The following is a 23,336-nucleotide window of genomic DNA, read 5'->3' as shown; positions in this document are numbered from 1 at the left end:
TTTATTCTTCTAAAATATAGTAGGCATTATTGGCATTCTGCCTCAATAAATCCCTATGCTTGCTTAAAGCTGTAATCAGCGGAAATCTTTTGTAAGCTAAATTGTGCTCTTTAGCAAATTCTTCGATTTCCTCAGTAATTTCGTTGTAATACATATAACTGTAGTTTGGAAACAGATGATGGGCTACATGAAAATTAAAGTTTCCCAATACATTTCTTACAAACCAGTTATTTTCTGTTAAATCATTGGTCACCTCCAATTGGTGACGAAGCCAGCTGAACGGAAGGCCGTTCTCTTTATTTAACCTTGGAAAGGCATTATCAGGAAGCGGATGCAAAGGCAGTAACACAAACAATGCAAAAATACTTGCTGAAATTACCTGTAAAAACCACGCTCCTAAGGCTAATCCTATTGATACTTTAAAGAACACAACGGGAACCACAATCTGATAAAAGAAATAGAACAGCTTATAACTCACCATTTTCACTTTTTCAACAACAGGTATTCTTCCCTGGGTTTTTAAAATCACTCTTTCCTTATCAAAGAAATCCCGAAAGTCTCTTATAAACATCCAGTTGAACAAATACAGCGGATATACTAAGAAAAAGAACTTATGCTGATACTTCTGAATTCCTTTCGCTTTAATCCATGGAACGATCAGGAGCAATCCGCTCTGTTCGATATCCGTATCCCATCCATCTACATTTGGGTAAGCATGATGGCTTACGATATGTCTTTTTTTCCAGATGTAGGAATTGGCTCCTATAAAATCAAAAATGTGGAGAACCAGAGCATTCAGCTTTTTACTTTTATAGATGTTGTTATGAGCTGCTTCGTGGATTAAGTTTAAATAAATCAAAACCAGAGAAATTCCCATTAAAACAAAACTCAGAATATAGACCCAATGCTTTTCAGCATTCAAAACAGCCAGAAAATATAAACCAATATAAACCAGTGGGAGTATTACCGCTTTGATCTGAATATAGATATCCCTGTTTTCAGAAATGGCTTCTACTCTTTTGTTCACTTTCTTTCTAAGCTCATTAAATAATCTGACATCTTCCGAATCTTTTAAATAAATTGGCTTTTCCATATATTTAACTTTGTGGTTTACTTAAAGTTAACATTTATAATTCAGCCTTCATTCTTGATTTTAATTAAAAAAATCTATCAAATCACACAAATTCCTTCAATTTTCTCGGTGGGTAATCTTTCACCAGCTCTGCAATTGCTTTGATATGCTCAGGCGTTGTTCCACAGCATCCACCGATAATATTGATCAATCCTTTCTCAACATATTCTTTAATCTGTCTCGCCATATCTTCGGGGGTTTCATCATATTTTCCGAAAGCATTCGGTAAGCCGGCATTCGGATATGCTGAAACATAGAATTCTGAATTATGGGCCAGTGTTTCAAGATAAGGAGTAAGCTGATCTGCTCCCAATGCACAGTTAAAACCTACGCTTAGTAAATTCAGGTGTGAGACAGAAATCAGAAAAGCTTCTGCCGTCTGTCCGCTCAATGTTCTTCCTGAAGCATCGGTAATGGTTCCTGAAACCATGATCGGAATTTTAATTCCTCTTTCATCCTGCAATTCATCAATGGCAAACAAAGCTGCTTTTGCATTTAAGGTATCAAAGATGGTTTCTACCAGAAGGATATCTGAACCTCCATCCAGTAACGCTTCACATTGCTGCTTGTATGCTACTCTTAATTCTTCAAAAGTAATAGCTCTGTATCCGGGATCATTAACATCAGGACTCAAACTTGCCGTTCTGTTCGTAGGGCCGATAGATCCTGCCACAAATCTCGGTTTGTCCGGATTTTTTGCTGTGTATTCATCACAGGCCTTTCTGGCAATTTTTGCCGACTCATAGTTCAGTTCATATACCAGATCTTCCATATGATAATCTGCCATGGCAATGGTAGTTCCTGAAAACGTATTGGTCTCAATAATGTCTGCCCCTGCTTCAAGATATTTCTTGTGAACTTCTTCAATGGCCTGAGGCTGTGTCAGAGAAAGCAGGTCATTGTTTCCTTTTACCGGATGTTCCCAATCCTTGAAACGCTCTCCGCGGTAATCTTCTTCTTCAAACTTATACCTCTGAAGCATCGTTCCCATGGCACCGTCAAGAATTAAAATTCTTTCGGATAGAGCTTTATATAATTGTTCTGAATTTTTCATTTTTAAATGTTTGATTAAATTCTGTTTCTATTGAATTAATCCAACGCCTGCTTAAGGTCCGCAATGATATCCTCTACATTTTCCAAACCTACTGAGCAGCGCACCAATCCTGCTGTAATCCCTACTTCATTTCTTTCTTCGTCTGAAAGCTTGGAGTGTGTAGTGGATGCCGGATGCGTAACGATCGTTCTTGTATCACCTAAGTTGGCAGACAGTGAACACATCTGTATCTTATCTAAAAAGGCTCTTCCGCCTTCTATTCCGCCTTTTATTTCAAAGGCTACGATATTTCCTCCAAGCTTCATCTGCTTTTTGGCGACTTCATAACTTGGGTGGGATTTAAGAAATGGATATTTTACGAGCTCTACATTCGGATGACTTTCTAAGAACTCAGCTACCTTCAATGCATTTTCGCAGTGTTTTTCTACACGGATAGCCAGTGTTTCAAGACTTTTTGATAATACCCATGCATTAAAAGGAGACAATGCAGGTCCTGTATTTCTTGCAAAAAGATAAATTTCTCTGATCAGATCTTCTTTTCCTACAGCTATTCCTCCTAATACCCTTCCCTGACCGTCAATCAGCTTTGTTGCTGAGTGTACAACAATATCTGCACCATATTTGATTGGTTGCTGAAGATAAGGTGTTGCAAAACAGTTATCTACAATAAATATAAGATTATGTTTTTTGGCGATCTGACCGAAAAACTCAAGATCCAGAATTTCAATAGCCGGATTGGTAGGGGTTTCAAGGTATAAGACCTTTGTATTAGGTTTGATATATTGTTCAACATTCGCTGCATCTTCTGCTTTGAAATAAGAGGTTTCAATATTCCATTTTGGGAAATATTTGGTGAACAAGGTGTGTGTCGACCCGAATACAGACTGACAGCTTACGATATGATCACCCGCATTTAACAAAGCTGCAAATGTAGAATAGATGGCTGCCATTCCTGTCGCAAAGGCATATCCTGCTTCTGCTCCTTCCATTTTAGCGATCTTATCTGTAAATTCTGTTACATTTGGATTGGAGAAACGGCTGTATAAATTTTTAGGTTTTTCTTCTGCAAAGCTTGCTCTCATATCTTCCGCATCCTGAAATATAAAACTGGAGGTAAGATATAGCGGCGTAGAATGCTCGTCAAACTGAGTTCTTTCAGTCTGGGTTCTTATTGCTGATGTTTCAAAATTTTCCATATAGTTTTAATTTGTCAATTTACCAATGTATCAATCTAACAGTTTAACAATGATATTCTTTCCATGCCAAGAATGACAATTACAGTAATTGCTACACTGCTAAATTGGTAGATTGTTACATTAAATATTATTTCGTTTCACTTACTCTTAAAATATCCCCAAATACTCCTCTGGCCGTTACCTTTGCTCCGGCTCCGGCTCCCATAATAACGATTGGATTTTCTCCGTAGCTTTCTGTATAGATTTCAAAGATTGAATCTGAACCTTTCAGCTGTCCTAATGCAGAAGTTGCAGGTACAGAAACCAATTTTACATCCAGTTCCCCTTTATCCTTCTGCAGATCACCATGTAAATCACCCACGTATCTCAATACATGGTCAGGTTCCTGATTTTCTTTTATTTTCTGGTATTCTTCGTCCAGTTCTTCCAGTCTGGAAAGGAATTCTGATTTTGAAACCTCCAATAAGGTTTCCGGAACCAGATTCTGAATATTGATATCTCCGAACTCGTTGATCAAGTCTAATTCTCTCGCCAGGATCAGTAATTTTCTTGCAACATCATTTCCTGATAAATCTTCTCTCGGATCTGGTTCTGTGTATCCTTTTTCCAGAGCTTCATTAATGATGGTTGAAAATTTATCGTTCCTTAAAGAAAAATTATTGAAAACATAACTTAGCGTTCCGGAGAATACGCCTTTAATTCTGGTTATATTTTCTCCTGAAAGATGTAATAATTTGATGGTGTCAATTAATGGTAATCCTGCACCTACATTAGTTTCATACAGATAACGTCTGTTATTTTTGTTCAACGTATATCTTAGTTTTCTGTACTCCTCTATCGGAAGGGTATTGAAAATCTTGTTGGAAGAAACAAGATCGAATCCGTTTTCTGCTAAAGCATGATAGTTTTTTACAAAATCCTTGCTTGCCGTATTATCCACAACGATTAGATTCTCAAGTTGGTTTTCGTTGGAGAAATTGATTAATTCTTCAACGTTGGACGGATGTTGCGCTGTCAAAACCTTATCCCCCCAATTGGCATCAAACCCCTTTTTGTTGAAGGCAATTTTCTTTGAATTGGCTACCGCAACTACTTTAAGGTCTATTTTTTTACGTTTTTTAATTTCTTCAGCAGATTCAAGTACCTGCTCTATCAGGGTTTTTCCTACGTTTCCGTGACCAATGATGGCCAGATGAACCGTCTTTGGTTTTTTGAAAATTTCAGATTCTATAATATTTCTTGTTTTCTCATCCTGCGAAGAAGTCACTACGATATTAACTCTGTTTTCGCCTGCTATCTGGTTTAACAGCAACGGAAAAACATTATTTCTTGCCAGTTCAGCAAAGACTTTATTAAAATCTTCTGCTACGAAACCGATCACAGAAACATTATTGATACTATAGATCTGGGAAACTTTTCCTGACTTTCTTTCTGCTTCAAATTCATCAATAAGACAAGCCACTGCCTTTTCGGCATCGTTTTCGTGAACCAGAATAGAAATTCCGTTTTCGATGGCCTGTTGAGAAATTACTCCTACACTGATACGCGCTAAGGTAAGCGCTTTAAAAATTCGTCCGTCAATCCCTATTTCTCCCAGGAAATCTTCTCCTTCAAATTTGACGATTGATCTGTTCTTCAAAAATTTTATTTCGTTAGCATTTTTCATTTTTCCTGTAAAATGTTTTTTATGATATTATTTAATTGTTGATATTCCATTAGGAAGGCATCATGCCCGTGTATAGATTGGATCTCGTGATAAGAAACATCCTTATTTTTCTCTTTTAAGTTTTCAAAACACATCCGGATTTCAGAAGCCGGGAAAAATAAGTCTGAATCTACGGAGATCATGCGCATTCGTGCCTGTATGTTCTCCAGTGCTGTTTCATCAGCATTTATATTCATCAGGAGATGATTCATCAGTTTATAAGCTTTTAAACTAAACCTTTCGTTTAGAGCATTACCATGATAAATCAGCCAGTCTTCTGATTCCAGGCGCTGTTTTTCCTGGTTATATTGGTTTTGAAATCTGTCATTGAGTGACTGCGGTGTTCTGTAACACAACATGGCATGAATTCTCGCTTTCTGTAATGGTTCTTCATTATCATTTAATAAGAATTTCTGAACCAGACATTGTGAGTGAAGCCAATCGTGCGTTCTGTAATCGCAGGCAATGGGAATAAATATCTCTGCGAGATCCGGCTGCTGGGCAAGCATTTCCCAGGCAATTCCTCCTCCCAGAGAGCCTCCGATAATGGCATATAGTTTTTTGATCTGTAAAGCTTCAAGCCCTTTCAGGAATATCGCAGCGATATCTGAAGGGGTAAAGTCTTCATAGTCTTCAATTAAAAAATTGTCATAACCGTTTCCGGGTATGTTGAAACACAGAACAGTATATTGATCGGTATCAACAATCTGATTTTCTCCTACCAGCTGCTTCCACCAGCCTTTTTCTCCGGACACATTTGAGTTTCCGGTAAGAGCATGATTGATTAAAATGACGGGCGCTGTAAACAGATCTTTCCCAAAAAGCTGATAGCTTAATGAGATATTGTATTCCTTTTGGGAATAAGTTTGATACGTAAGATTAATATAGTTTAGTTCTGTTTTCAATTCTATTATGTTTAATACAATTGAAAATGCCACAGGAAATGGCTGAAAAGAACTTCAGTGAGTTATCTGTCCAAAATTATTTTTGGTAGAACGTAGCACCTTCTTTGCTTCCGCAAAGGGTTGCTAAGGTTTCATAGGGTCTAATCCCTCAACCTTTCTTGATAACATTTTCAATATTTGAATGAACGAATGGTGCAAAGGTAATTCTTTTCTTTCAATTTCAAAAAAAAATTATTTTAATATTTAAAAAAGCCCTTAAATACAAGTATTTCAAGCCCATATTAATAATTATTCAGATGAAAAAAATTGGAATTACCTGTCAAAAAAACTAACTTCGTATGGAAAAATGATGAGATATGACCGCCGAAAAAGAAAGATTACAAGATACCAAATGGAAAAACTGGGGACCTTATGTAAGCAACCGGCAGTGGGGAAATGTACGCGAAGATTATAGCCCGAACGGGAATGCCTGGAATTTTACCAATCATAATAATGCTGAAAGCTATGCTTACCGCTGGGGTGAAGAAGGTATTGCCGGAATTTCTGATGTAAAGCAGCTTTTATGTTTTGCCTTTTCGTTCTGGAACAAGAAAGATAAAATGGTAAAAGAACGATTCTTTGGTTTGAGCAATCCTCAGGGAAATCATGGGGAAGACATCAAAGAAATCTTTTATTATCTGGATAATACACCTACTCATAGCTATATGAAGATGGTTTACAAATATCCGATCAATGAGTTTCCGTATGATGATATTCTTATTGAGAATGGAAAACGCGGCAAAAAAGAACCTGAATATGAGCTTTTCGATACCGGTATTTTTGATAATGATGAGTATTTCGATATTTTCATTGAATACTGTAAGGCCGATCACAATGATATTCTGGCCAGAGTAACGATCTGCAACCGAAGCCAGCATGATGCCCCTATTGTGGTGGCACCTACTGTATGGTTCAGAAATAACTGGAAATGGGGATATAATACCTACAAGGCAGAGCTGAGTGCTTCCCATGACGGAAGCATTACTATAGTCCATGACAGTATTTCAATCAAAAAGCTTTATTCCAGAAATACAAATGCAGAAACTGCATTTTGTGATAATGAAACGAATACTTCAAAGCTTTATGGAGCTCCCGTCGTTGAAAACACCTATTTCAAAGATGGGATCAATAATTTTATTACCCATCAAGCGAACACCATAAATCCTGAAAAAAAAGGAACAAAAGCATCTTTCCTTATAGATGAAACTGTGGGTTCAGGGGAATCAAAAGTTTTTGAATTCAGACTATGTCCTGAGGAAAAAGATGAACCTTTTGAAAATTTTGATACTATTTTTAGTGTAAGGCAAGCCGAAGCTGAAGAGTTTTATAGCGAAATTCAGAATGATACCGTCAATGAAGATGAAAGAAATGTTCAGAGACAGGCTTTTGCCGGGCTTCTCTGGAATAAACAATTCTATCATTACAATATTGGAAAATGGCTGAAAGGAGATCCTAACTTTGAAGCTCCAAGAAACTTCAACGAATATGTAAGAAATACGGAATGGAATCATCTCCACAACAAGGATATTATTTCCATGCCTGACAAATGGGAATATCCATGGTATGCGACGTGGGATCTGGCATTTCACTGTGTTCCTTTTTCTATCATTGATGCTGAATTTGCTAAGGGACAGCTTTTATTGCTTACCAAAGAATGGTATATGCATCCTAACGGACAGCTTCCTGCCTATGAGTGGAATATGAGTGATGTAAATCCGCCTGTGCATGCCTGGTCATGCTTCCGTGTTTTTAAAATTGATGAAAAAAATAATGGAAAACCAGATTTATTATTCTTAGAGAAAGTATTCCAGAAACTGCTTCTCAATTTCACATGGTGGGTAAACCGAAAAGACAAAAACGGCAAAAATATCTTTGGCGGGGGCTTCCTTGGCCTTGATAATATCGGTGCTTTTGACCGAAATATAGAATTAAAGGATGGCCAACATCTTGAACAGGCTGACGGAACAAGCTGGATGGCCATGTATGCATTGAATATGATGCGCATTGCAATGGAACTTGCTCAATATTATCAGGTATATGAAGATATGGCGATCAAGTTTTTTGAGCATTATCTTTACATCGCTGAAGCTATGGAAAATCTCGGTGAAGGAACAAAGGGTCTTTGGAATGAGGAGGACGGATTTTTCTATGATGTGCTTCAGCTTGGAAACGGAGACAGCGTTTCTTTGAGATTAAGAAGTATTGTAGGTTTGATCCCCATGTTTGCCGTTGAGATTGTAGACCACCGTTTATTGGAAAAGATGCCTAATTTCAGAAGCAGAATGGAATGGATCTTAAAAAATAAACCGGAGCTCACGAAACTTGTTTCCCACTGGGATGAGGAAGGCCACGGAAGAAAACATCTGATGAGTATCCTCCGCAAAAACAGGCTTACTAAAGTTCTGACCAGAATGCTTGACGAAAAAGAATTTTTAAGTACTTACGGAATCCGGGCCATGTCTAAGGTATATGAGGAAAATCCCTTTATATTCTCAGTACATGGAACTGAAAATATAGTGTACTATACGCCAGCAGAAAGTGACAGCCGGATGTTTGGCGGAAACAGCAACTGGCGAGGCCCTATCTGGTTTCCTATTAACTTTCTGATTGTAGAAAGCCTGCAGCGTTTCCACTATTATTATGGAAACAGCCTGAAAGTAGAACTTCCAACGGGAAGCGGTGATAAAAAAAATCTTGATGAAGTGGCTCAGAATATCAGCAAAAGACTCTGTTCGATATTCTTAAAAGATGAGCATGGGCAGCGGGCCTTCAATGGAGGTAATCCGAAGTTCAATTATGATGAACATTTCAGGGATTATATCACATTCTTTGAATATTTTCATGGAGATAACGGCCGGGGTGTAGGGGCTTCTCACCAGACAGGATGGACTGCCACTGTGGCGAAACTTATAAAACCAAGACTTACCTTCTAGATGAGAATGAGTAATTAGTAATAGGCAATAGAAAAGCCGGATGATTCATCCGGCTTTTCTATTTTTTTTAATGAGAGATTAAATTTTTTCTCCGTTCACATATACCTCATATCCGATTTCTACATTCGGTTCTAAAGTTTTTGATACAGAACAGTATTTTTCAAAAGAAAGCTCCGCAGCTTTTAGTGCCTTTTTAGGATCAATTTCTCCTTCCAAAAGAAATTTAACATTAATGGATTTAAAAGGTTTCGCATCTTCTACCTGTACTCTTTCTCCTTCTACCTCTGCCTGAAAACTTTTGATTTCCTGACGCTGCTTTTTCAGAATAGAAACTACATCAATTCCGCTGCATCCAGCCACTGCCATCAGTACACTTTCCATTGGAGAAACTCCTTTTGCTCCCGGCTGGGAAGTATTATCCAAAAGAATTGAATTTCCTTGAGCATTGGTACATTCAAATAAAAAATCGTCGTTTATTCTGTTAAGTGTAATTTTCATTTTGTATTGCTTATTGCTTCTGCAAAGTTATAAAATTCCTCTCGCTTTTATCTCCAGATATTTATTGATAACATCGATATTCAAATTCTCAGGAAGTGTATATACGGTATAGATCCCATATTTACGAAGTTCCTGGATGATCAGTTTCTTTTCAAATTCGAATTTTTCACTAATAATCTCATCATAGATTTCCTGCATATTTTCAGGATTTTTGTTGATCAGCGTCTGCAGTTCAGAATTTTTGAAGAATACAACTACCAGCAAATGGTTTTTCGCAATTCCGCGAAGATATTTCAGCTGGCGGTTCAGTCCGTCCAGGGTTTCAAAATTCGTGAAAAGCAAAATTAAACTTCTTTGATTGATAGAATATTTTACATCCTGGTACAAGCGGTTGAAGTCGCTTTCAAAGAAATCAGTTTTAATATTATAGAGTGCTTCTGAGATTTTTTTCAATTGTCCGGATTTATTATCAGCAGCAATTTTATTTTCAGCTTTTTTAGAAAAAGTCATCATTCCGGCTCTGTCTCCTTTTCTCAAAATGATATGAGACAATGCCATGGTTGCATTAATGGAATAATCCAGCAGGCTTAATCCATTGAAAGGCATTTTCATCGTCCTTCCTTTGTCTATCAGCATAAAGATGCGCTGTGATTTTTCATCCTGAAACTGATTAACCATCAGGCGGTTTGTTTTTGATGTTGCTTTCCAGTTGATCGTTCTGATATCATCTCCGGGAACATATTCTTTGATCTGCTCAAACTCCATGGTGTGTCCCAGTTTTCTGACTCTCTTGATTCCACCTAATAAAAACTCACTCTGAATGGCCATCAGCTCATATTTTCTGAGATGAATGAAAGACGGATAAGAAGGCAGCATGGCATCTTTCTGGAAAATAAATCTTTTTGAGATGAATCCCAATGGTGATGATGCGTAAACATTCAAACCTCCAAAATGATATTCTCCCCTTTCTTTAGGCTCTAATGAATACTGAAAAAATGTATTTGCTCCTGAAGCAATCTGTTTTTTAATCAGAAAATCTCTTTTCTGAAACTGGAACGGAATTTCATCAATAATCCTAGTAGATAGAGTAAAGCTGTAATTATTTTTGATGTCAATTTTCACAAAATTTTCATCCCCATTGGACAATTTTTCCGGCAAAATTCTTTGCACCTGTAAGGCATTCTTTTGATTAAAAAGCAACAGAAAATCTACCATTGCTGCCAGAAAAGAAATCAACAGCGCAATATGGGCTACCCACATCAGCACTGGAAAGAAAAATGCCAGAACATACAGTATCCCCACTCCGATGAGCGTAAAAAAGAAACGGGTATTGATGTATAAGTTTTTCATTGGTTAGGTTGCAGGTTGCAGATGAAAGGTTTTAGGTGGTCGTTTATTAGCTTTTTTATATTCATTATTATTGTAGAGAATAAATGAGTCCATTCAACATTTTAGATATATCTATAATCTCCTGATTTAGTTTCAAATAATCATCTTCATTTAAAAAACCGAGATTTTTTGAAATAATTAATTGTGTTTTTACTTCTGCACAACTACCTCTTGATATTTTTAAAAATTGCAGATAATCAGGTTTACTTCTTCTTGAGTTTTCTTCTGCAATATTGGAGGGTATAGAAATGGCGGCTCGTTTGATTTGTGATATTAATCCATAGATTTCGGTTTTGGGAAATGCTTCAGTAATTCTATAGATTTCAGTAACAAAGTCAATCGATTTCTGCCAAACTAAAAGCTCTTTAAAATTTGCCATATATGATAATTTTGTAACTATTAAACATTCACCACTATCACCTGCTACCTGCCAACTATTATCTACCTGGGAATCTCTATTCCTTCTAAAATCTGACGGATAATTTCATCTGCAGTAAGACCTTCCATTTCTCTTTCAGGAGATACAATTACTCTGTGTCTCAACACAGCATAACTTGCCTCTTTAATATCTTCAGGAGTTACAAAATCTCTTCCTCTGATAGCTGCAAATGCCTTTGAGGCAGTAAGAAGTGCCAGGGAAGCCCGCGGGGAAGCTCCCAAATATAAAAACTGGTTTTCTCTTGTATTGATGATAATTTTAGCAATATATTCCATCAGCTGGGCTTCCACTATAATCTCTTTAACCAGATGTTGATAGTTTTTCAATTGTTCAGCTGTGATAACTCGGCTGATCCCTTCCGTTTTATCTTCTTTTTTACTTTCATGCTGATTTTTAATAATCTCTATTTCCTGTTCAAGATTAGGATATCCTACATTGATCTTAAATAGAAAACGGTCTAGCTGTGCCTCCGGAAGCCTGTACGTTCCTTCATGTTCTATAGGGTTCTGTGTTGCTATAACAAGAAAAGGTTCTTCCATAGTATACCGTATCCCATCCATTGTGATCTGCCTTTCTTCCATCACCTCAAACAATGCAGACTGCGTTTTTGCAGGCGATCGGTTGATCTCATCAATCAGGATGAAATTGGAGAAGACAGGTCCTTTTTTAAATTCAAATTCTGAGTTTTTCACATTAAATACAGATGTTCCAAGGATATCAGAAGGCATAAGATCCGGTGTAAACTGAATTCTGCTGAAACCAACATCAATGGTTTTAGCCAATAGTTTTGCTGTTATCGTTTTGGCCACACCGGGAACTCCCTCGATAAGAACATGTCCGTTTGAAAGTAATGCTGCCAAAAGATGTTCTATCATTTTCTCCTGTCCTACGATCACTTTTCCAATTTCTGATTTTACTTTCTCCAAACTTGTACGGAGCTCAATCATATCGATTCTCGAATGAAACGGCTCTTCCTGTTTATTCAGATTTATAGAGCTTGGGTTTTCTATATTTGGGTTATCAAAGTTTTCCATAATACATTTTATTTTACCAATCTAGCGACGTACCAAATTAACGATTATCCTTTGCATGAATAATTATCATTATCACAGGGACTGCTATATCGTCATATTATTATTTTTGTTATTTAATTATTTCATCAAGAAGCTTATTAATCCTTGTAAGGTCTTCCTTCATTACACTGGCATAAGGGTCCTGAGCTTTTTTGATAAGCCCTATCGCTTCATTGATCATCTCCATGGTTTTCCCTGTTTTAAGATGCAGTTTTTTAGCAAATTCCTCATCCAGATTCTGAGTATCTATTAACAGATCCATTCTTACTTTATTCAGAAAATACTGAGCTTTCTTTGCCATCATATCATGGAAATCACCTTCCTGAAGATACAGATTTCCAATACTTTTTACAAAATCCAGGGACGTATTTCTCAATGGCTCTATTACAGGGACTATTCTCTGCTTTCTTTTGGCATTAAAGAAAATAAAAAGAATAAGGCCTCCTAAAAATATCCACCACGCATATTTCAAAGCAGGTTTTGACAATATAAACCGCATAAAGAAACGTGACGCTGAACTTTTACCGGCGACGAACCAAAGGGTTTCCCTATCCTGAAGATAGGAAAATACATCCTGTGCATATTTTACATTTCCTGGTTTAAGAAGATAGTAGTTGGTCAGAAAAAGAGGTTCTGTATGGGCATAAATATATCCTTTCCCAAATTTAACTTTAATAAAATTGGCCTGATCTGTATTCTTTTTCTCAACCGTTTTCCCAAGTACTTCAACTTTAGGTTTGATGAATGAAAACCCTCTTCCTGATGGAAATTTATCTAATCTGATAAAATCATTCTGGTATTTTTTATCGGTAAGTTTCAAGACATTTTGTTCTTCAAAAGATATTTCCGAATCGTAATATCCGATACTGTCTGAAATTTCTTTAGGCATACGGGTCACCATCAGAAATGCATCTGAACCTTCAGATACCTGGCCCAGTATTTTCTTCCAGGACTCATTGTCCAGGGTGTTTTCAATAACAATAATATTATGAGCTCCTTTTTTGTGCTGACTGTAATATTCATAAGGAACCTGCTCCACCTTCTTCAGCTTATTTTTAAAAAGATCTTTCGCTTCATTATTAAAAACAAACAGCCCAAACGGAGATTTTTCATTGATATCAAAGTTCTTTCGCCAGTCTGTAGTTTCTTTTTTGTTAACCTCAAGCAATGCCAGAATAACCATCACAATGATGAAAATTACAGCATATGTTTTGAAAGTTTTATTCATGGTTAATATTGTTATGGTTTAAATCCCTGATACTGATTTTTAAATTTCTGGTAGCTTTGTTCCTCAATACTGAATTCTCCATACCAGACATAATCAAAAATATAAGACAGATTAGAGAACTCATTTTTCAGATGTGGAGCTTTCAGCTCCATGGCATAATCTTTATTTGTTTTTTCAGGATTCCAGTTAATCAGTTTTTTATCACTCAGTTTTTTAAGAATAAACAGGAACTGGTAACGAATGGCAGAACGGTAATCTCCTGCCAGTTCAAATTTTGATATACTTTCAGGAAAATTAATTTCGTGGATATTCTCATGCAGTTCTTCAACATTAAGGTCAAGTTTCTTATTCTTTTTACCAAAAATAAAATTTCCGTCTTTTCCCATAATGTACTTAACAATGAAATACAGCAGAAATCCTACAAGGATAATTGCAAAAAGACGGATAAGGACAGTGGTAAGTTCTGCCGACTTCGTTAGTGCCGTTTCTCCAAAAATTCCCTGTATAATCTGATTAATCTTTCTCATCAGCTTTTGAAAGAAAGACTCTCTTGGCTTTGAAACAGAATAGTTGAACTCATTTCCTTTATATCTGGATGGAATATCTTCTTTGAATGTTTTGGGGTAGATAACATTATCTGATACCGGATTTTTCATCAGCACAGAATCCGCACGCAACATATTCCTGTAATGTCCGGTTGTATATAATGAATCTACTGCATCATCAGGAGCAGGATTGCCATCCTGGGCGTAAATCCGTCCAAGAGAGAAAAAAAGCAGTATGAAAAAAAGAATTTTATTCATTGATTCCTATCGTGTCTATTTCTGCCAATTCTACTTTCTGGTGAAGATCTGTCCGGCTGTCGTAATACATTAATCCTGCGTTCACATACATCAGATTTGAAAGAAAAAATGAAAGGAGCATGGATATTCCATAGAATACAAAAAACAAAACTCCGAAAGTCCCGGTAAAAGGATTTTGTTCAAAATTTCCATCCGGTGTAGTGGTAAGAAGTGATCCGTAAAAGAATATCATCGGAATAAATGTGAAAACAGATGTTGCCATGTAAATAATAATAAACATCACAAAGGCAGCTCCCCAATACTTCCAATACGGAGATTTTTCACTTCCGTTCGGGTAAGAAAACTGTGATCTCAAAGCATAGCTTAAACTTCCCCAAAAGCCTCTTTCTGAATTAAAATAATCATACATCAGAAATGTAGTGAAATTAAATATCGTTGGATAAACCAGCAGGATAAGGAATAACCCGATAATAATAAAGATCAGGATGTAAGAAAATCCTACCACAAAAAGGATCATAGGTGTAACGATAAAGATCATTCCAATGCACAACTTAGCTATTCTCCCTGCATTACTCTTAAAATCACTCAAGATCTCATCAGCTTTTATCTTTTCTGCTCCCTGTGCTATTCTTTTTAAATAAAAAACCGGATAGAGGTAATTCACGATCATTAAAACCATGAAAAGAAGGAACGTCAATAATCCCACCGTAATCAGCATTCCAGCATTATCCGAAAAATACTGTTCAAAGTAATACGTCTCTCCTCCCAGATTGGAACCGAATATCTGCGAAAAAAGTTCTTTATATCCGAAAATTAAAACAGCAGTCATTAAGATCAGAAGCAAACCGTTGATCAGAATATAATTTTTAAAATAATTCTTTCCGTATAATTTGAAAAAATTAAAACTGTCGCTGATAAAGTTCCCGAAGTCTCTTTTTTTATAAAATTGTATCATTGATGTGTTTATTAGTTTTTTTGTTGACTACAGATGGGTATACAAAATAATAAAATCCTATAATCACCAATGAGCCCAGAATAATTATCAGGTTAAGTACCAAAGGCATCTTTAATGCATGTCTTGTAACATAACCTTCTATAATCCCTGCACAAATAGTGAAAGGAACTGTACTTAAAAATATCTTGAAGGAATCTTTAAATCCTTTTTTAAAAGAGTTAAATCTTGAAAATGTCCTTGGAAACAAAATAGAAGCCCCCAGGATCAATCCACACATAGCTTCCACCACCATAGCGAAAATTTCAAAAACTCCATGAAGCCATATTCCTCTTGCACTGTCTTTCAAGGCTCCGTAATCATAAAAAAAGTATTGAAAAGCACCCAGCATAACACTGTTGGAAAGCAGAGCAAATAATGTCCCTACTCCGCCGGCAATGCCATAAATATAAAGTTTAGCCCCTACCTGGATGTTATTAAAAATAATTCCTATCGTACTTCCCCATGTGCTTCCACTCTGATAAACTCCTACGGCATTATTGTTTTTAATATTTTCAATGGTTTCATTCACATATCCTTCACCCAAAATAATATTGACAAAGTCTTTATCATAAATTGCAGACAGTACTCCTATCAGGGTAAACAAAATGAAAAAGAGAAAAGCATACATCAGATATCTCCGGTACTGATACATCAGCAGTGGGACTTCCGTTTTGAAAAAATAAACCAGTCTGTTCTCCTCTACCCTTTTTGTTTTATAGATCTTCTGAAATATCTGGGCAGATAGATGATTCAGGTACACTGTCGTGTTACTTTTGGGATAATAGGTCTGGGCAAAAGAAAGATCATTGATCAGATTTATATACAGCGAAGACAGGTCATCAGGATTTTTTTTAATTTTCCCTTGAATAACCTGTTCTATTCCCAACCATTTTTCTTTATTTTGTTTAATGAAATAAACTTCTCTCATAATTGTTAAGGCTAAAATAATAAAAAATATGTCTCAAATTGCGATAAATACCTCACAAAATGTAAATATTAATTTTAATATTGCAGGTGTAGGAGAAAGGATGCTCGCTTTCATTATTGATCTGCTGATCAGGATTACCTATGTAATGATTATCCTGTATCTGTTCTTCAATATTTTTGATTTGGGATACCTTTTAGACGGCCTCGATGGCTGGTCTGTAAGAGCCGTTTATCTCATTCTCACATTTCCTGCTTACATCTACCCACTTGTGCTGGAAAGCCTTATGGAAGGCCAGACTCCCGGTAAAAAACTTATGAAAATCAAAGTAGTGAAGATTGACGGTTACCAGGCAAGCTTTGCAGATTACATGATCCGTTGGGTTTTCAGAATTGTTGATATATCATTTGCCGGGGTTGTAGGACTTATCTCTATGATTGTTTCCAAAAACAATCAGCGCCTGGGTGACATTGCATCCGGAACAGCTGTCATTTCTCTGAAAAACAATATCAATATCTCACACACCATCCTTGAAAATATTCATCAGGATTACATTCCATCTTTTCCACAGGTTATTGCTCTGAGTGACAACGATATGAGGATCATCAAAGATAACTATACCAAGGCTTTAAAAGTAGATGACCGTCAGATCATCAGCAAGCTGTCTGATAAGATCAAGAGCATTCTGAAACTGGAAATAGACCCCACTAAAATGACAGAAAGACAGTTTATCAATGTAATTATTAAAGATTATAACTATTATACGGGGAAAGATAATTAATTGAGTCAATGGTCAATTTTGCTTCATTGGTGAATGGTCAATTGAAAAATTAGAAAGTGGGACGTTTAAAAAGGCTATCATTCAGTTTCTATAATACTGTAACGCTTTTTGTTTTAATGGATTTTTGCTCCACTCTTCCCATGTTCCTTTATAAGGATCATAGCCACACTTTAAAGGTTTGGAAATATCCAGATTTTCTTCATTAATATGAGTCCGTTCTGTAAAAGCCCGACAATCTGTACAAACATAACGAAACTCACAATCTTTGCATATATCCACACTATCTTTGGTTACATTCCAATATTTTCTAAATTCAGTTTGTTTTAAAGCTTCTTCAAGAGTAGAGGTATTAATATTTCCAAAAATATTTTCCATTAAAGGACAATTTTTAATATTACCTTCTTTATCTATTCCAATTTTTTTGAACAGGCAAGAATTATGATTGATGGCCTCCAAAACTTTAGGAAGGTTAGTATTGAAATATTTTATATCTACTTTCCCACAAGAAGAAATTTTCAAATCCTCTTCAACAAAATTTACGACAAAACATAGTTTATTAATTTCTCTATTATAAGGATTAATTTTACAGTTATAAAAAAACAAATTACTTATTCTACAAGCTTTTGCGCTCAGCTCCTCTAAATGATCCATTTGAATATTAATATGATACGGAGAATATATTTCAATATTTTCTAATGGAGTATTGTTGAATAGCCCATCTATTTCCAAAAACTCACAAAGAGAAATATTTCTTTGGGAATAAAGCACTAAATGCCTTATATGTAAATTTTCAACAGAACATTTGATTTTATATAGAACATCTATATTTTCAAACTCCACAAATAAGTCTGAAATCACATTATAATCTTGGTATTTTAAGGATAGTTGGGGAAATTCATAATCCCAGTCATTTTCTGAAACAAAACCATATTCATTTTCCAAAAGAATCTCTATATATTCAGACAAAATTTTCTGAGATTGATTATCATAATTTTGAAGAGTATTTTCAATAGAACCTATTTTCAACTCCTCTATCAGTTCATATAATTCCAGAGAAAACAATTCGGAAATATTTTTTTGCAAATCTGAAATTAATATCCTACTCACACCTTTTGTTATTAATATATTGGAAAATAAATTGAAATATTTCATAACATACGAACTAAAGATTTTACAGGCTTTTCTTTCATATAAAAACCTGTTCCATATTTTTCACATTCAACATAATAAGAAATATTGGATTTTATAAGCAATCTTCTCTTTTTAACTATTTCTATATATTGGAATGTAAGGGGAAGTTTATTTTTTTCATTAATAATATTCTTCATTAAGTACAAAATAAATTATTATATATTATAAATATTCGGCTATTTCTTTATCTAAAAAATAGTTGCATGTTTTAGATACATTTAAGAATTGTCCTACCGGATTTACTTCAAGAAAATAAAATTGATTTTTACTTTTTATGAAATCAATAGATCCACAATTCAGATCTAAAGAGAGCATCAATTGATGTATTTTTTCTTCAACAGTACTAGGAAGATCATAGGGCACATTTCTGTTAGGATTTTCGTCATTATATTTTCTATAATCTATTTCTGTCTGCCCATCATTTTGTGAAAAAACAGCCATTGACCAACACTTTCCATTTAGATAAAAAGTTCGGATTTCGAAATTTTTCTCTATTTTTTCCTGAAAAAAGGAAATGAAAAAATTATCTTTTGTGTATTTGTCTATCACCGTAGTATACATTACCCCGTAGGAATTTTCCCGAATGCTTTCTAGTGTAGGATTACCTGTAATAGGCTTTACAATAGTTTTTCCAAGTTGTATATCATCTGTATTCTCAGCAAGATAATAGGTAGGAACATCTAATCCGATAATTTCAGCCTTTTTAAGAACAAGCAATTTATTGACATAGCAATTACTCTGTTTATTAATATGTCTTTTCGATTCTAACATTTTAATAACGTAATCTTCCAACCAATGCTGATACTCACTCATATGAATATCTACTGAGAGATTTTCATAATGATTTCTTTTGAACTTTAGCCCACCTCTCCTATACCAAACACTGCTGATATCATCAACAAAAAAACTATTCTTTGTGCTTTCAATATAGACTCTTTTTTCTTTTATTTTGATCTCAAAAACTTCATCTTCATTTACCCTTATAAATTTCTTACCTAAGATGAAGAGCCATTTAATGACCTCGTCAGTTGTAGCTTCTTTATTTTTAGATATAATGAGTATCATTTTAGTAATTTTAAAATCTTTTTTATAGCAATATTTGATGAAGACCTTATTTTACATTTTTCAACAACTCCCATATTGGTTTTGAAGAATCTTTTATAATAAGATTGGTATGTTTTAAACTCGGCAAGCCTATGCTTTTCCTGTTACGGTTTATTTTCGCAGAGTCCGTTGATACGCCGGGATTAAACCCATATATCCTTTCTTTATCTGCAAGAAAAGCTGGATTATCAATCATTAATACATAATCACGGGGAGGACAGTCTCCAGACTTTACATACTCATAGAGTTTTGTCTTTATCTGAGGATAATATTCTTTTGTCTCGTTCATATGGGTAAGAAAAGTTGTCATCGCAAAAAATGTATCTTTATGCCCCATAGCACCCATTTTTTGTGGGGTAGGATAACCATACTTCTTAAATGTCCAAAGAAGAAGCCTTGCATTTTTCATTACATTCTTCTGTGCTAATGCTGTGTCAATTGGTCTCCCTTCCTGGTCTCTTTTCATTGCTACAGTAAAAGAGTCGATAAGTCTTTGGTTTAGATTTTTTTTCCAATCAGAAATCTGTTCCTTTACATCTGCACTATCAATTCCATATTTTTTAAAAAGGGAGTAATATTCTCTGCAATTACCACCCTGTTCTGCTTTTAAAAGGATTAGCTTCTTCAAACTTTTCTTATCTCCAAAATCAATATTATAATGATCTGCCAAAACAATATACGTTTCATATTCATTTATTCTTTCCTGATTTTTGGGCTTATATTCTTCAAAAAGCTTTTTATATTTTTCTACTGCCAGCTTTGGGTTATGTGCTATTCTATATATGCTATCAATTTCATTAACCTTTTGATAATATACAATATAATTCTTTTTTTTACAAGCCGTAAAAAAAATAGAAATAGTAATTATAACTAAGAATAGTCTACAGATGGAGATATATTTATTCATCATATCTAGTAATTATTATCATACAAAATAAGGAGGATCAAATCCTCCTTTAATTTTTGTTAATAAGGGTCTGTAGATACAGCACTTCCTACTGAAAGCCGGTGTGAGTACTTCCAAGTTCCTTCTACTGCATCAGTATAATAATCCACATCATATACAGGACCGTCAGGGCCATTATACCCCGATGATGCACTTCTACTACTTCCAGCACCTCCAGAAATAGCTTGTAAATTTCTAAGTCTTTTGTTTTCTAAAGAAGAGAAGTCTCCCTTCATTCCTTTTAATTTTTTCATAATAATTCTTTTTTATTGTTTGTGTCAACGTTAACATTTCAAATATATCAAACTACATTGAAATACACCCATGATTTTTATGTGAATTTTATGTGATTTTCAACCCATAACCAGCATTTATATTATCAAATAAGTATTCTTTATTTATAATGGTTTCCAAAGAATTAAAACCTCACAGGTTTTAAAAATAGGTGAGGTTTAATCGTTTTTTATATCTATCTAACCCATAAAATCCTATATTTGTATAGACATAAAAAACACCATAATGATCAAAAACAAATTGATAAAAGCCCGAAAGGCGAAAGAGCAAACCCAGGAAAGCATGGCCAAAATACTGCATATGACACAGTCACAATACCAAAGAAGAGAAAAAGGGGAAATTAAGATTTCAGACGAAGAGTGGGAACGTATGGCAAAAGCATTGGATACTTCTGTAGACGATATAAAAGAGGATGATCTAGCCAATATTCATCAGGTGAATAATTACGACAATAACTCCGGCAACTATTCTGCGAGTAATAATTACTTTTATAATATACCTGAATTTCTTCTTCAAAACCAGCAGGAATACATTAACCTTCTGAAAAAAGAAATTCAGGAGCTTAAAGAGCGTATAAAAACACTGGAACAAAAATAAATAACAGTTTGATCCAATGAAATTTGAAAATAATAAATCCGGAAACGGTGGAGTTCTTACTTTAAATAATGAAATAAAAGAAGTCGGGAGGCTTACCTATACTATTTTTCCGGAAGACCATAAACTGATCATTTCTTTTGTATTGGTACATCCTGAATTTGAGGGTAGAGGAATGGGAAAATTCTTAGTGGAAGAAGCCATCAGATTTGCCAGAGAAAATGACTGGAAAGTGTATCCTCATTGCTCCTATGCAAGATCCGTGATGATGAGAATGAATGACGTGGATGATCTGTTTTTAAAAAATTAAAACTTCATTCAAAAGAATATCTTCAATATCATTAGGATAATCCACTTTAAGATGGTGGTCTGAAGCAACCCACTCCATAATTTCCTGAAGGTTTAAAACTTTAGAATTGGGTATTCCCATTTTATCAAGGGCACATGCATTACATTCCTGTTCATACTGATTGTGAATAGGGATTACGAATAATTTCTTATCCATAAACAATGCTTCTGCAGGGGTTTCAAAACCTGCGTTGCACAAAATTCCTTCACAACCTTCAAAATATCTCAGATACTGGCTTTCATCTATAGGAAATACTTCCACATTTTTTACCTTAACCTGTACTTTGCTGTATTTTGAAAACACTTTCCATTCAACAGGAATTTTTCTTAAAACCTTTATAATATTTTCATCTGCAAAACTAGGTAGATATACAAGATAATATCCCTGTTTAGAAGGATTAAGATTTCTGATTTTCCTTCTGATAACAGGTTTTTTGATCTGTGGATGATAATTTTCAAAGTGGAAACCGATTTTTCTTTCACTGGGAACATAATATTTTAGAATCATCTCCCCCAGGAAGTCTTTTTTCTTTGGTTTTGGGGTTTCCGGAAAGCTCATTGACGCCTGATGGCTCAATTCTATCATCGGGAATTTTTTCAGCCTGGAAGCCCAACCCGTCAAAGGTTCATAATCATTGATGATTAAATCATATTTCGAAAGGTCCAGTTGTCTGATGACTTTGGCTGCTTCAAGAAATTTATTTTCACTAAATGTTTTTCGGTAGGATAAACCTCCTGTTTTATTATAGAGAAGGGAAATCCCCCTGTATTGAAAGTTAATGTCAAAATCAGCCTTTAATTGAGACTGATGGCCACTGATCAAAGTATCAACAGATGCATGTTTTTTGAGAAGAGGAATAATTTCCTGTGCTCTGGCAACATGTCCGTTCCCTGTCCCCTGGAATGCATACAAAATCTTCATTTAGGAAAAATTGGTTACGATTTTTAAAAGGGCTGAATTATCCATTTCCGGGATTTCTTCTGCTTCATCATCTTTCAGCAGATGTTTATGCTCGTCATAATAAAAAATCTTCCATTCTTTATCATGATATTCCAAAGCAGAGAGGTTTTCAATCCAGTCACCTGAATTCAGATAGGTACATGAGCCTTTTTTAGTAACAACTTCACGAATTTGCGGCTGATGGATATGCCCGCATACCACATAATCATACTGATTATCGATCGCCAGCTCAGAAGCGGTAAGCTCAAAATCGCCGATATATTTTACAGCCTTTTTCACATTGTTCTTGATTTTTTTAGAAAACGAGTATTTTTCTTTACCCATTTTTTCTAAAAACCAATTTACAACATTATTGATAATAATAAGAAGATCATATCCTTTTCCACCAAGTTTGGCGATCCATTTTGAATGCTGAACGGATGCATCGAAAACATCCCCATGAAAAATCCATGTTTTTTTCTGATCTATATTAAGACAGATTTTATTACAGACCTTGAGTTTTCCCAATTCAAAATCTGTGAACTTTCGAAACATTTCGTCGTGATTACCTGTAATGTAATAGACATCTGTATTCTTGGTCGCAAATGAAAGTATCTTTCTGATTACTTTCAAATGAGGTTTAGGGAAGTAAGACTTTTTAAACTGCCAGATATCAATAATATCACCGTTTAAAACTAAAGTTTTAGGCTGGATAGAATTAAGATATCTCAACAATTCTTTAGCCTTACATCCATAAGTTCCCAAATGAACATCCGATATAACAACTAATTCAACGTTTCTTTTCATAGTTTTATACAAAGAAAC

General features: G+C 35.1%; 23 protein-coding genes and 1 riboswitch. Of the genes, 4 read left to right on the top strand and 19 right to left on the bottom strand.

The window, feature by feature from the left end; all coding sequences use genetic code 11:
- Position 1: 1 nt before the first annotated feature.
- The 5 genes from CRS_RS18190 to CRS_RS18170 all read right to left on the bottom strand — a co-directional run bounded on the left by CRS_RS18190 (position 2) and on the right by CRS_RS18170 (position 5,992).
- Entirely contained in the window at positions 2 to 1,093 is a 1,092-nt protein-coding gene (locus CRS_RS18190) for a fatty acid desaturase (protein WP_142725390.1), read from the bottom strand.
- Positions 1,094 to 1,175: 82 nt separating this feature from the next.
- Positions 1,176 to 2,186: a homocysteine S-methyltransferase family protein gene (locus tag CRS_RS18185; RefSeq protein ID WP_142725389.1), complete on the bottom strand. Its 1,011-nt coding sequence runs from the start codon at positions 2,184 to 2,186 to the stop codon at positions 1,176 to 1,178.
- Positions 2,187 to 2,221: 35 nt separating this feature from the next.
- Complete coding sequence (locus CRS_RS18180; protein WP_142725388.1) at positions 2,222 to 3,382, bottom strand: O-succinylhomoserine sulfhydrylase; 1,161 nt, start codon at positions 3,380 to 3,382, stop codon at positions 2,222 to 2,224.
- Positions 3,383 to 3,509: 127 nt separating this feature from the next.
- Positions 3,510 to 5,048: an NAD(P)-binding domain-containing protein gene (locus tag CRS_RS18175; RefSeq protein ID WP_142725387.1), complete on the bottom strand. Its 1,539-nt coding sequence runs from the start codon at positions 5,046 to 5,048 to the stop codon at positions 3,510 to 3,512.
- Positions 5,045 to 5,992: an alpha/beta fold hydrolase gene (locus tag CRS_RS18170; RefSeq protein WP_142725386.1), complete on the bottom strand. Its 948-nt coding sequence runs from the start codon at positions 5,990 to 5,992 to the stop codon at positions 5,045 to 5,047. Before CRS_RS18170 ends, CRS_RS18175 begins: the two co-directional genes overlap by 4 nt.
- 59 nt (positions 5,993 to 6,051) lie before the next feature.
- Positions 6,052 to 6,160: riboswitch (SAM riboswitch) on the bottom strand.
- Between the two features lie 188 nt (positions 6,161 to 6,348).
- On the opposite strand from CRS_RS18170, the gene CRS_RS18165 reads away from it, so the two are divergent.
- A complete protein-coding gene (locus CRS_RS18165) occupies positions 6,349 to 8,964 on the top strand; it encodes a glucosidase (protein WP_142725385.1) in 2,616 nt (871 codons plus the stop codon).
- A 78-nt stretch (positions 8,965 to 9,042) separates the two neighbouring features.
- Here the strand turns inward: CRS_RS18165 and CRS_RS18160 are convergent, their stop codons facing one another.
- From CRS_RS18160 to CRS_RS18125, 8 genes are all read right to left on the bottom strand, one after another.
- Positions 9,043 to 9,462 carry an OsmC family protein gene (locus CRS_RS18160; protein WP_002983375.1) on the bottom strand — a complete coding sequence of 140 codons (420 nt, stop codon included), beginning with the start codon at positions 9,460 to 9,462 and terminating at the stop codon, positions 9,043 to 9,045.
- Between the two features lie 27 nt (positions 9,463 to 9,489).
- On the bottom strand, positions 9,490 to 10,812 hold the full coding sequence (locus tag CRS_RS18155; RefSeq protein WP_142725384.1) for a DUF58 domain-containing protein: 1,323 nt from the start codon (positions 10,810 to 10,812) through the stop codon (positions 9,490 to 9,492).
- 67 nt (positions 10,813 to 10,879) lie between these two features.
- Positions 10,880 to 11,230, bottom strand: a complete 351-nt coding sequence (locus CRS_RS18150; protein WP_142725383.1) for a four helix bundle protein — start codon at positions 11,228 to 11,230, stop codon at positions 10,880 to 10,882.
- A 62-nt stretch (positions 11,231 to 11,292) separates the two neighbouring features.
- A complete protein-coding gene (locus CRS_RS18145) occupies positions 11,293 to 12,324 on the bottom strand; it encodes a MoxR family ATPase (RefSeq protein ID WP_172617107.1) in 1,032 nt (343 codons plus the stop codon).
- Between the two features lie 109 nt (positions 12,325 to 12,433).
- Positions 12,434 to 13,591, bottom strand: a complete 1,158-nt coding sequence (locus CRS_RS18140) for a hypothetical protein (protein WP_142725382.1) — start codon at positions 13,589 to 13,591, stop codon at positions 12,434 to 12,436.
- A gap of 11 nt (positions 13,592 to 13,602) precedes the next feature.
- A complete protein-coding gene (locus tag CRS_RS18135; protein WP_142725381.1) occupies positions 13,603 to 14,394 on the bottom strand; it encodes a DUF4129 domain-containing protein in 792 nt (263 codons plus the stop codon).
- A complete protein-coding gene (locus tag CRS_RS18130; protein WP_142725380.1) occupies positions 14,387 to 15,349 on the bottom strand; it encodes a DUF4013 domain-containing protein in 963 nt (320 codons plus the stop codon). Before CRS_RS18130 ends, CRS_RS18135 begins: the two co-directional genes overlap by 8 nt.
- Positions 15,333 to 16,316, bottom strand: a complete 984-nt coding sequence (locus CRS_RS18125; protein ID WP_142725379.1) for a stage II sporulation protein M — start codon at positions 16,314 to 16,316, stop codon at positions 15,333 to 15,335. The genes CRS_RS18130 and CRS_RS18125 overlap by 17 nt, the downstream gene beginning before the upstream one ends.
- A gap of 28 nt (positions 16,317 to 16,344) precedes the next feature.
- Here CRS_RS18125 and CRS_RS18120 point away from each other — a divergent pair, with 28 nt between their 5' ends.
- Positions 16,345 to 17,094 carry an RDD family protein gene (locus CRS_RS18120; RefSeq protein ID WP_142725378.1) on the top strand — a complete coding sequence of 250 codons (750 nt, stop codon included), beginning with the start codon at positions 16,345 to 16,347 and terminating at the stop codon, positions 17,092 to 17,094.
- Between the two features lie 81 nt (positions 17,095 to 17,175).
- On the opposite strand, the gene gwsS is transcribed toward CRS_RS18120, so the two are convergent.
- From gwsS to CRS_RS18100, 4 genes are all read right to left on the bottom strand, one after another.
- A complete protein-coding gene (gene gwsS / locus CRS_RS18115) occupies positions 17,176 to 18,246 on the bottom strand; it encodes a grasp-with-spasm system SPASM domain peptide maturase (protein WP_142725377.1) in 1,071 nt (356 codons plus the stop codon).
- A 201-nt stretch (positions 18,247 to 18,447) separates the two neighbouring features.
- Complete coding sequence (gene gwsG / locus CRS_RS18110; RefSeq protein WP_142725376.1) at positions 18,448 to 19,350, bottom strand: grasp-with-spasm system ATP-grasp peptide maturase; 903 nt, start codon at positions 19,348 to 19,350, stop codon at positions 18,448 to 18,450.
- 46 nt (positions 19,351 to 19,396) lie between these two features.
- Positions 19,397 to 20,299 carry a hypothetical protein gene (locus tag CRS_RS18105; RefSeq protein ID WP_228451290.1) on the bottom strand — a complete coding sequence of 301 codons (903 nt, stop codon included), beginning with the start codon at positions 20,297 to 20,299 and terminating at the stop codon, positions 19,397 to 19,399.
- A gap of 56 nt (positions 20,300 to 20,355) precedes the next feature.
- The gene (locus CRS_RS18100; protein ID WP_172617106.1) at positions 20,356 to 20,571 is read right to left on the bottom strand and encodes a hypothetical protein; all 216 of its coding nucleotides are present in this window, start codon (positions 20,569 to 20,571) and stop codon (positions 20,356 to 20,358) included.
- 283 nt (positions 20,572 to 20,854) lie between these two features.
- Here CRS_RS18100 and CRS_RS18095 point away from each other — a divergent pair, with 283 nt between their 5' ends.
- Complete coding sequence (locus tag CRS_RS18095; protein WP_142725374.1) at positions 20,855 to 21,226, top strand: helix-turn-helix transcriptional regulator; 372 nt, start codon at positions 20,855 to 20,857, stop codon at positions 21,224 to 21,226.
- Positions 21,227 to 21,242: 16 nt separating this feature from the next.
- The gene (locus CRS_RS18090; RefSeq protein WP_142725373.1) at positions 21,243 to 21,533 is read left to right on the top strand and encodes a GNAT family N-acetyltransferase; all 291 of its coding nucleotides are present in this window, start codon (positions 21,243 to 21,245) and stop codon (positions 21,531 to 21,533) included.
- Here CRS_RS18090 and CRS_RS18085 read toward each other — a convergent pair.
- Both CRS_RS18085 and CRS_RS18080 read right to left on the bottom strand, forming a co-directional pair.
- Positions 21,522 to 22,493, bottom strand: a complete 972-nt coding sequence (locus tag CRS_RS18085; RefSeq protein WP_142725372.1) for a glycosyltransferase family protein — start codon at positions 22,491 to 22,493, stop codon at positions 21,522 to 21,524. The two genes, CRS_RS18090 and CRS_RS18085, sit on opposite strands and share 12 nt — an antisense overlap.
- Positions 22,494 to 23,318, bottom strand: a complete 825-nt coding sequence (locus CRS_RS18080) for a UDP-2,3-diacylglucosamine diphosphatase (protein ID WP_142725371.1) — start codon at positions 23,316 to 23,318, stop codon at positions 22,494 to 22,496. It abuts the gene before it with no gap.
- Positions 23,319 to 23,336 lie beyond the last annotated feature (18 nt).

This window comes from Chryseobacterium sp. ON_d1 (assembly GCF_006829085.1).
In the GTDB taxonomy this organism is placed as follows: domain Bacteria; phylum Bacteroidota; class Bacteroidia; order Flavobacteriales; family Weeksellaceae; genus Chryseobacterium.
This window is presented reverse-complemented; position numbering and strand designations above follow the sequence as displayed.

Excerpts from the sequence above, each read along its gene's own strand:
- CRS_RS18190 (WP_142725390.1), bottom strand. The coding sequence starts at position 1,093 with ATGGAAAAGCCAATTTATTTAAAAGATTCGGAAGATGTCAGATTATTT.
- CRS_RS18185 (WP_142725389.1), bottom strand. The coding sequence starts at position 2,186 with ATGAAAAATTCAGAACAATTATATAAAGCTCTATCCGAAAGAATTTTA.
- CRS_RS18180 (WP_142725388.1), bottom strand. The coding sequence starts at position 3,382 with ATGGAAAATTTTGAAACATCAGCAATAAGAACCCAGACTGAAAGAACT.
- CRS_RS18175 (WP_142725387.1), bottom strand. The coding sequence starts at position 5,048 with ATGAAAAATGCTAACGAAATAAAATTTTTGAAGAACAGATCAATCGTC.
- CRS_RS18165 (WP_142725385.1), top strand. The coding sequence starts at position 6,349 with ATGACCGCCGAAAAAGAAAGATTACAAGATACCAAATGGAAAAACTGG.
- CRS_RS18160 (WP_002983375.1), bottom strand. The coding sequence starts at position 9,462 with ATGAAAATTACACTTAACAGAATAAACGACGATTTTTTATTTGAATGT.
- CRS_RS18155 (WP_142725384.1), bottom strand. The coding sequence starts at position 10,812 with ATGAAAAACTTATACATCAATACCCGTTTCTTTTTTACGCTCATCGGA.
- CRS_RS18150 (WP_142725383.1), bottom strand. The coding sequence starts at position 11,230 with ATGGCAAATTTTAAAGAGCTTTTAGTTTGGCAGAAATCGATTGACTTT.
- CRS_RS18145 (WP_172617107.1), bottom strand. The coding sequence starts at position 12,324 with ATGGAAAACTTTGATAACCCAAATATAGAAAACCCAAGCTCTATAAAT.
- CRS_RS18140 (WP_142725382.1), bottom strand. The coding sequence starts at position 13,591 with ATGAATAAAACTTTCAAAACATATGCTGTAATTTTCATCATTGTGATG.
- CRS_RS18135 (WP_142725381.1), bottom strand. The coding sequence starts at position 14,394 with ATGAATAAAATTCTTTTTTTCATACTGCTTTTTTTCTCTCTTGGACGG.
- CRS_RS18130 (WP_142725380.1), bottom strand. The coding sequence starts at position 15,349 with ATGATACAATTTTATAAAAAAAGAGACTTCGGGAACTTTATCAGCGAC.
- CRS_RS18125 (WP_142725379.1), bottom strand. The coding sequence starts at position 16,316 with ATGAGAGAAGTTTATTTCATTAAACAAAATAAAGAAAAATGGTTGGGA.
- CRS_RS18120 (WP_142725378.1), top strand. The coding sequence starts at position 16,345 with ATGTCTCAAATTGCGATAAATACCTCACAAAATGTAAATATTAATTTT.
- gwsS (WP_142725377.1), bottom strand. The coding sequence starts at position 18,246 with ATGAAATATTTCAATTTATTTTCCAATATATTAATAACAAAAGGTGTG.
- gwsG (WP_142725376.1), bottom strand. The coding sequence starts at position 19,350 with ATGATACTCATTATATCTAAAAATAAAGAAGCTACAACTGACGAGGTC.
- CRS_RS18105 (WP_228451290.1), bottom strand. The coding sequence starts at position 20,299 with ATGATGAATAAATATATCTCCATCTGTAGACTATTCTTAGTTATAATT.
- CRS_RS18100 (WP_172617106.1), bottom strand. The coding sequence starts at position 20,571 with ATGAAGGGAGACTTCTCTTCTTTAGAAAACAAAAGACTTAGAAATTTA.
- CRS_RS18095 (WP_142725374.1), top strand. The coding sequence starts at position 20,855 with ATGATCAAAAACAAATTGATAAAAGCCCGAAAGGCGAAAGAGCAAACC.
- CRS_RS18090 (WP_142725373.1), top strand. The coding sequence starts at position 21,243 with ATGAAATTTGAAAATAATAAATCCGGAAACGGTGGAGTTCTTACTTTA.
- CRS_RS18085 (WP_142725372.1), bottom strand. The coding sequence starts at position 22,493 with ATGAAGATTTTGTATGCATTCCAGGGGACAGGGAACGGACATGTTGCC.
- CRS_RS18080 (WP_142725371.1), bottom strand. The coding sequence starts at position 23,318 with ATGAAAAGAAACGTTGAATTAGTTGTTATATCGGATGTTCATTTGGGA.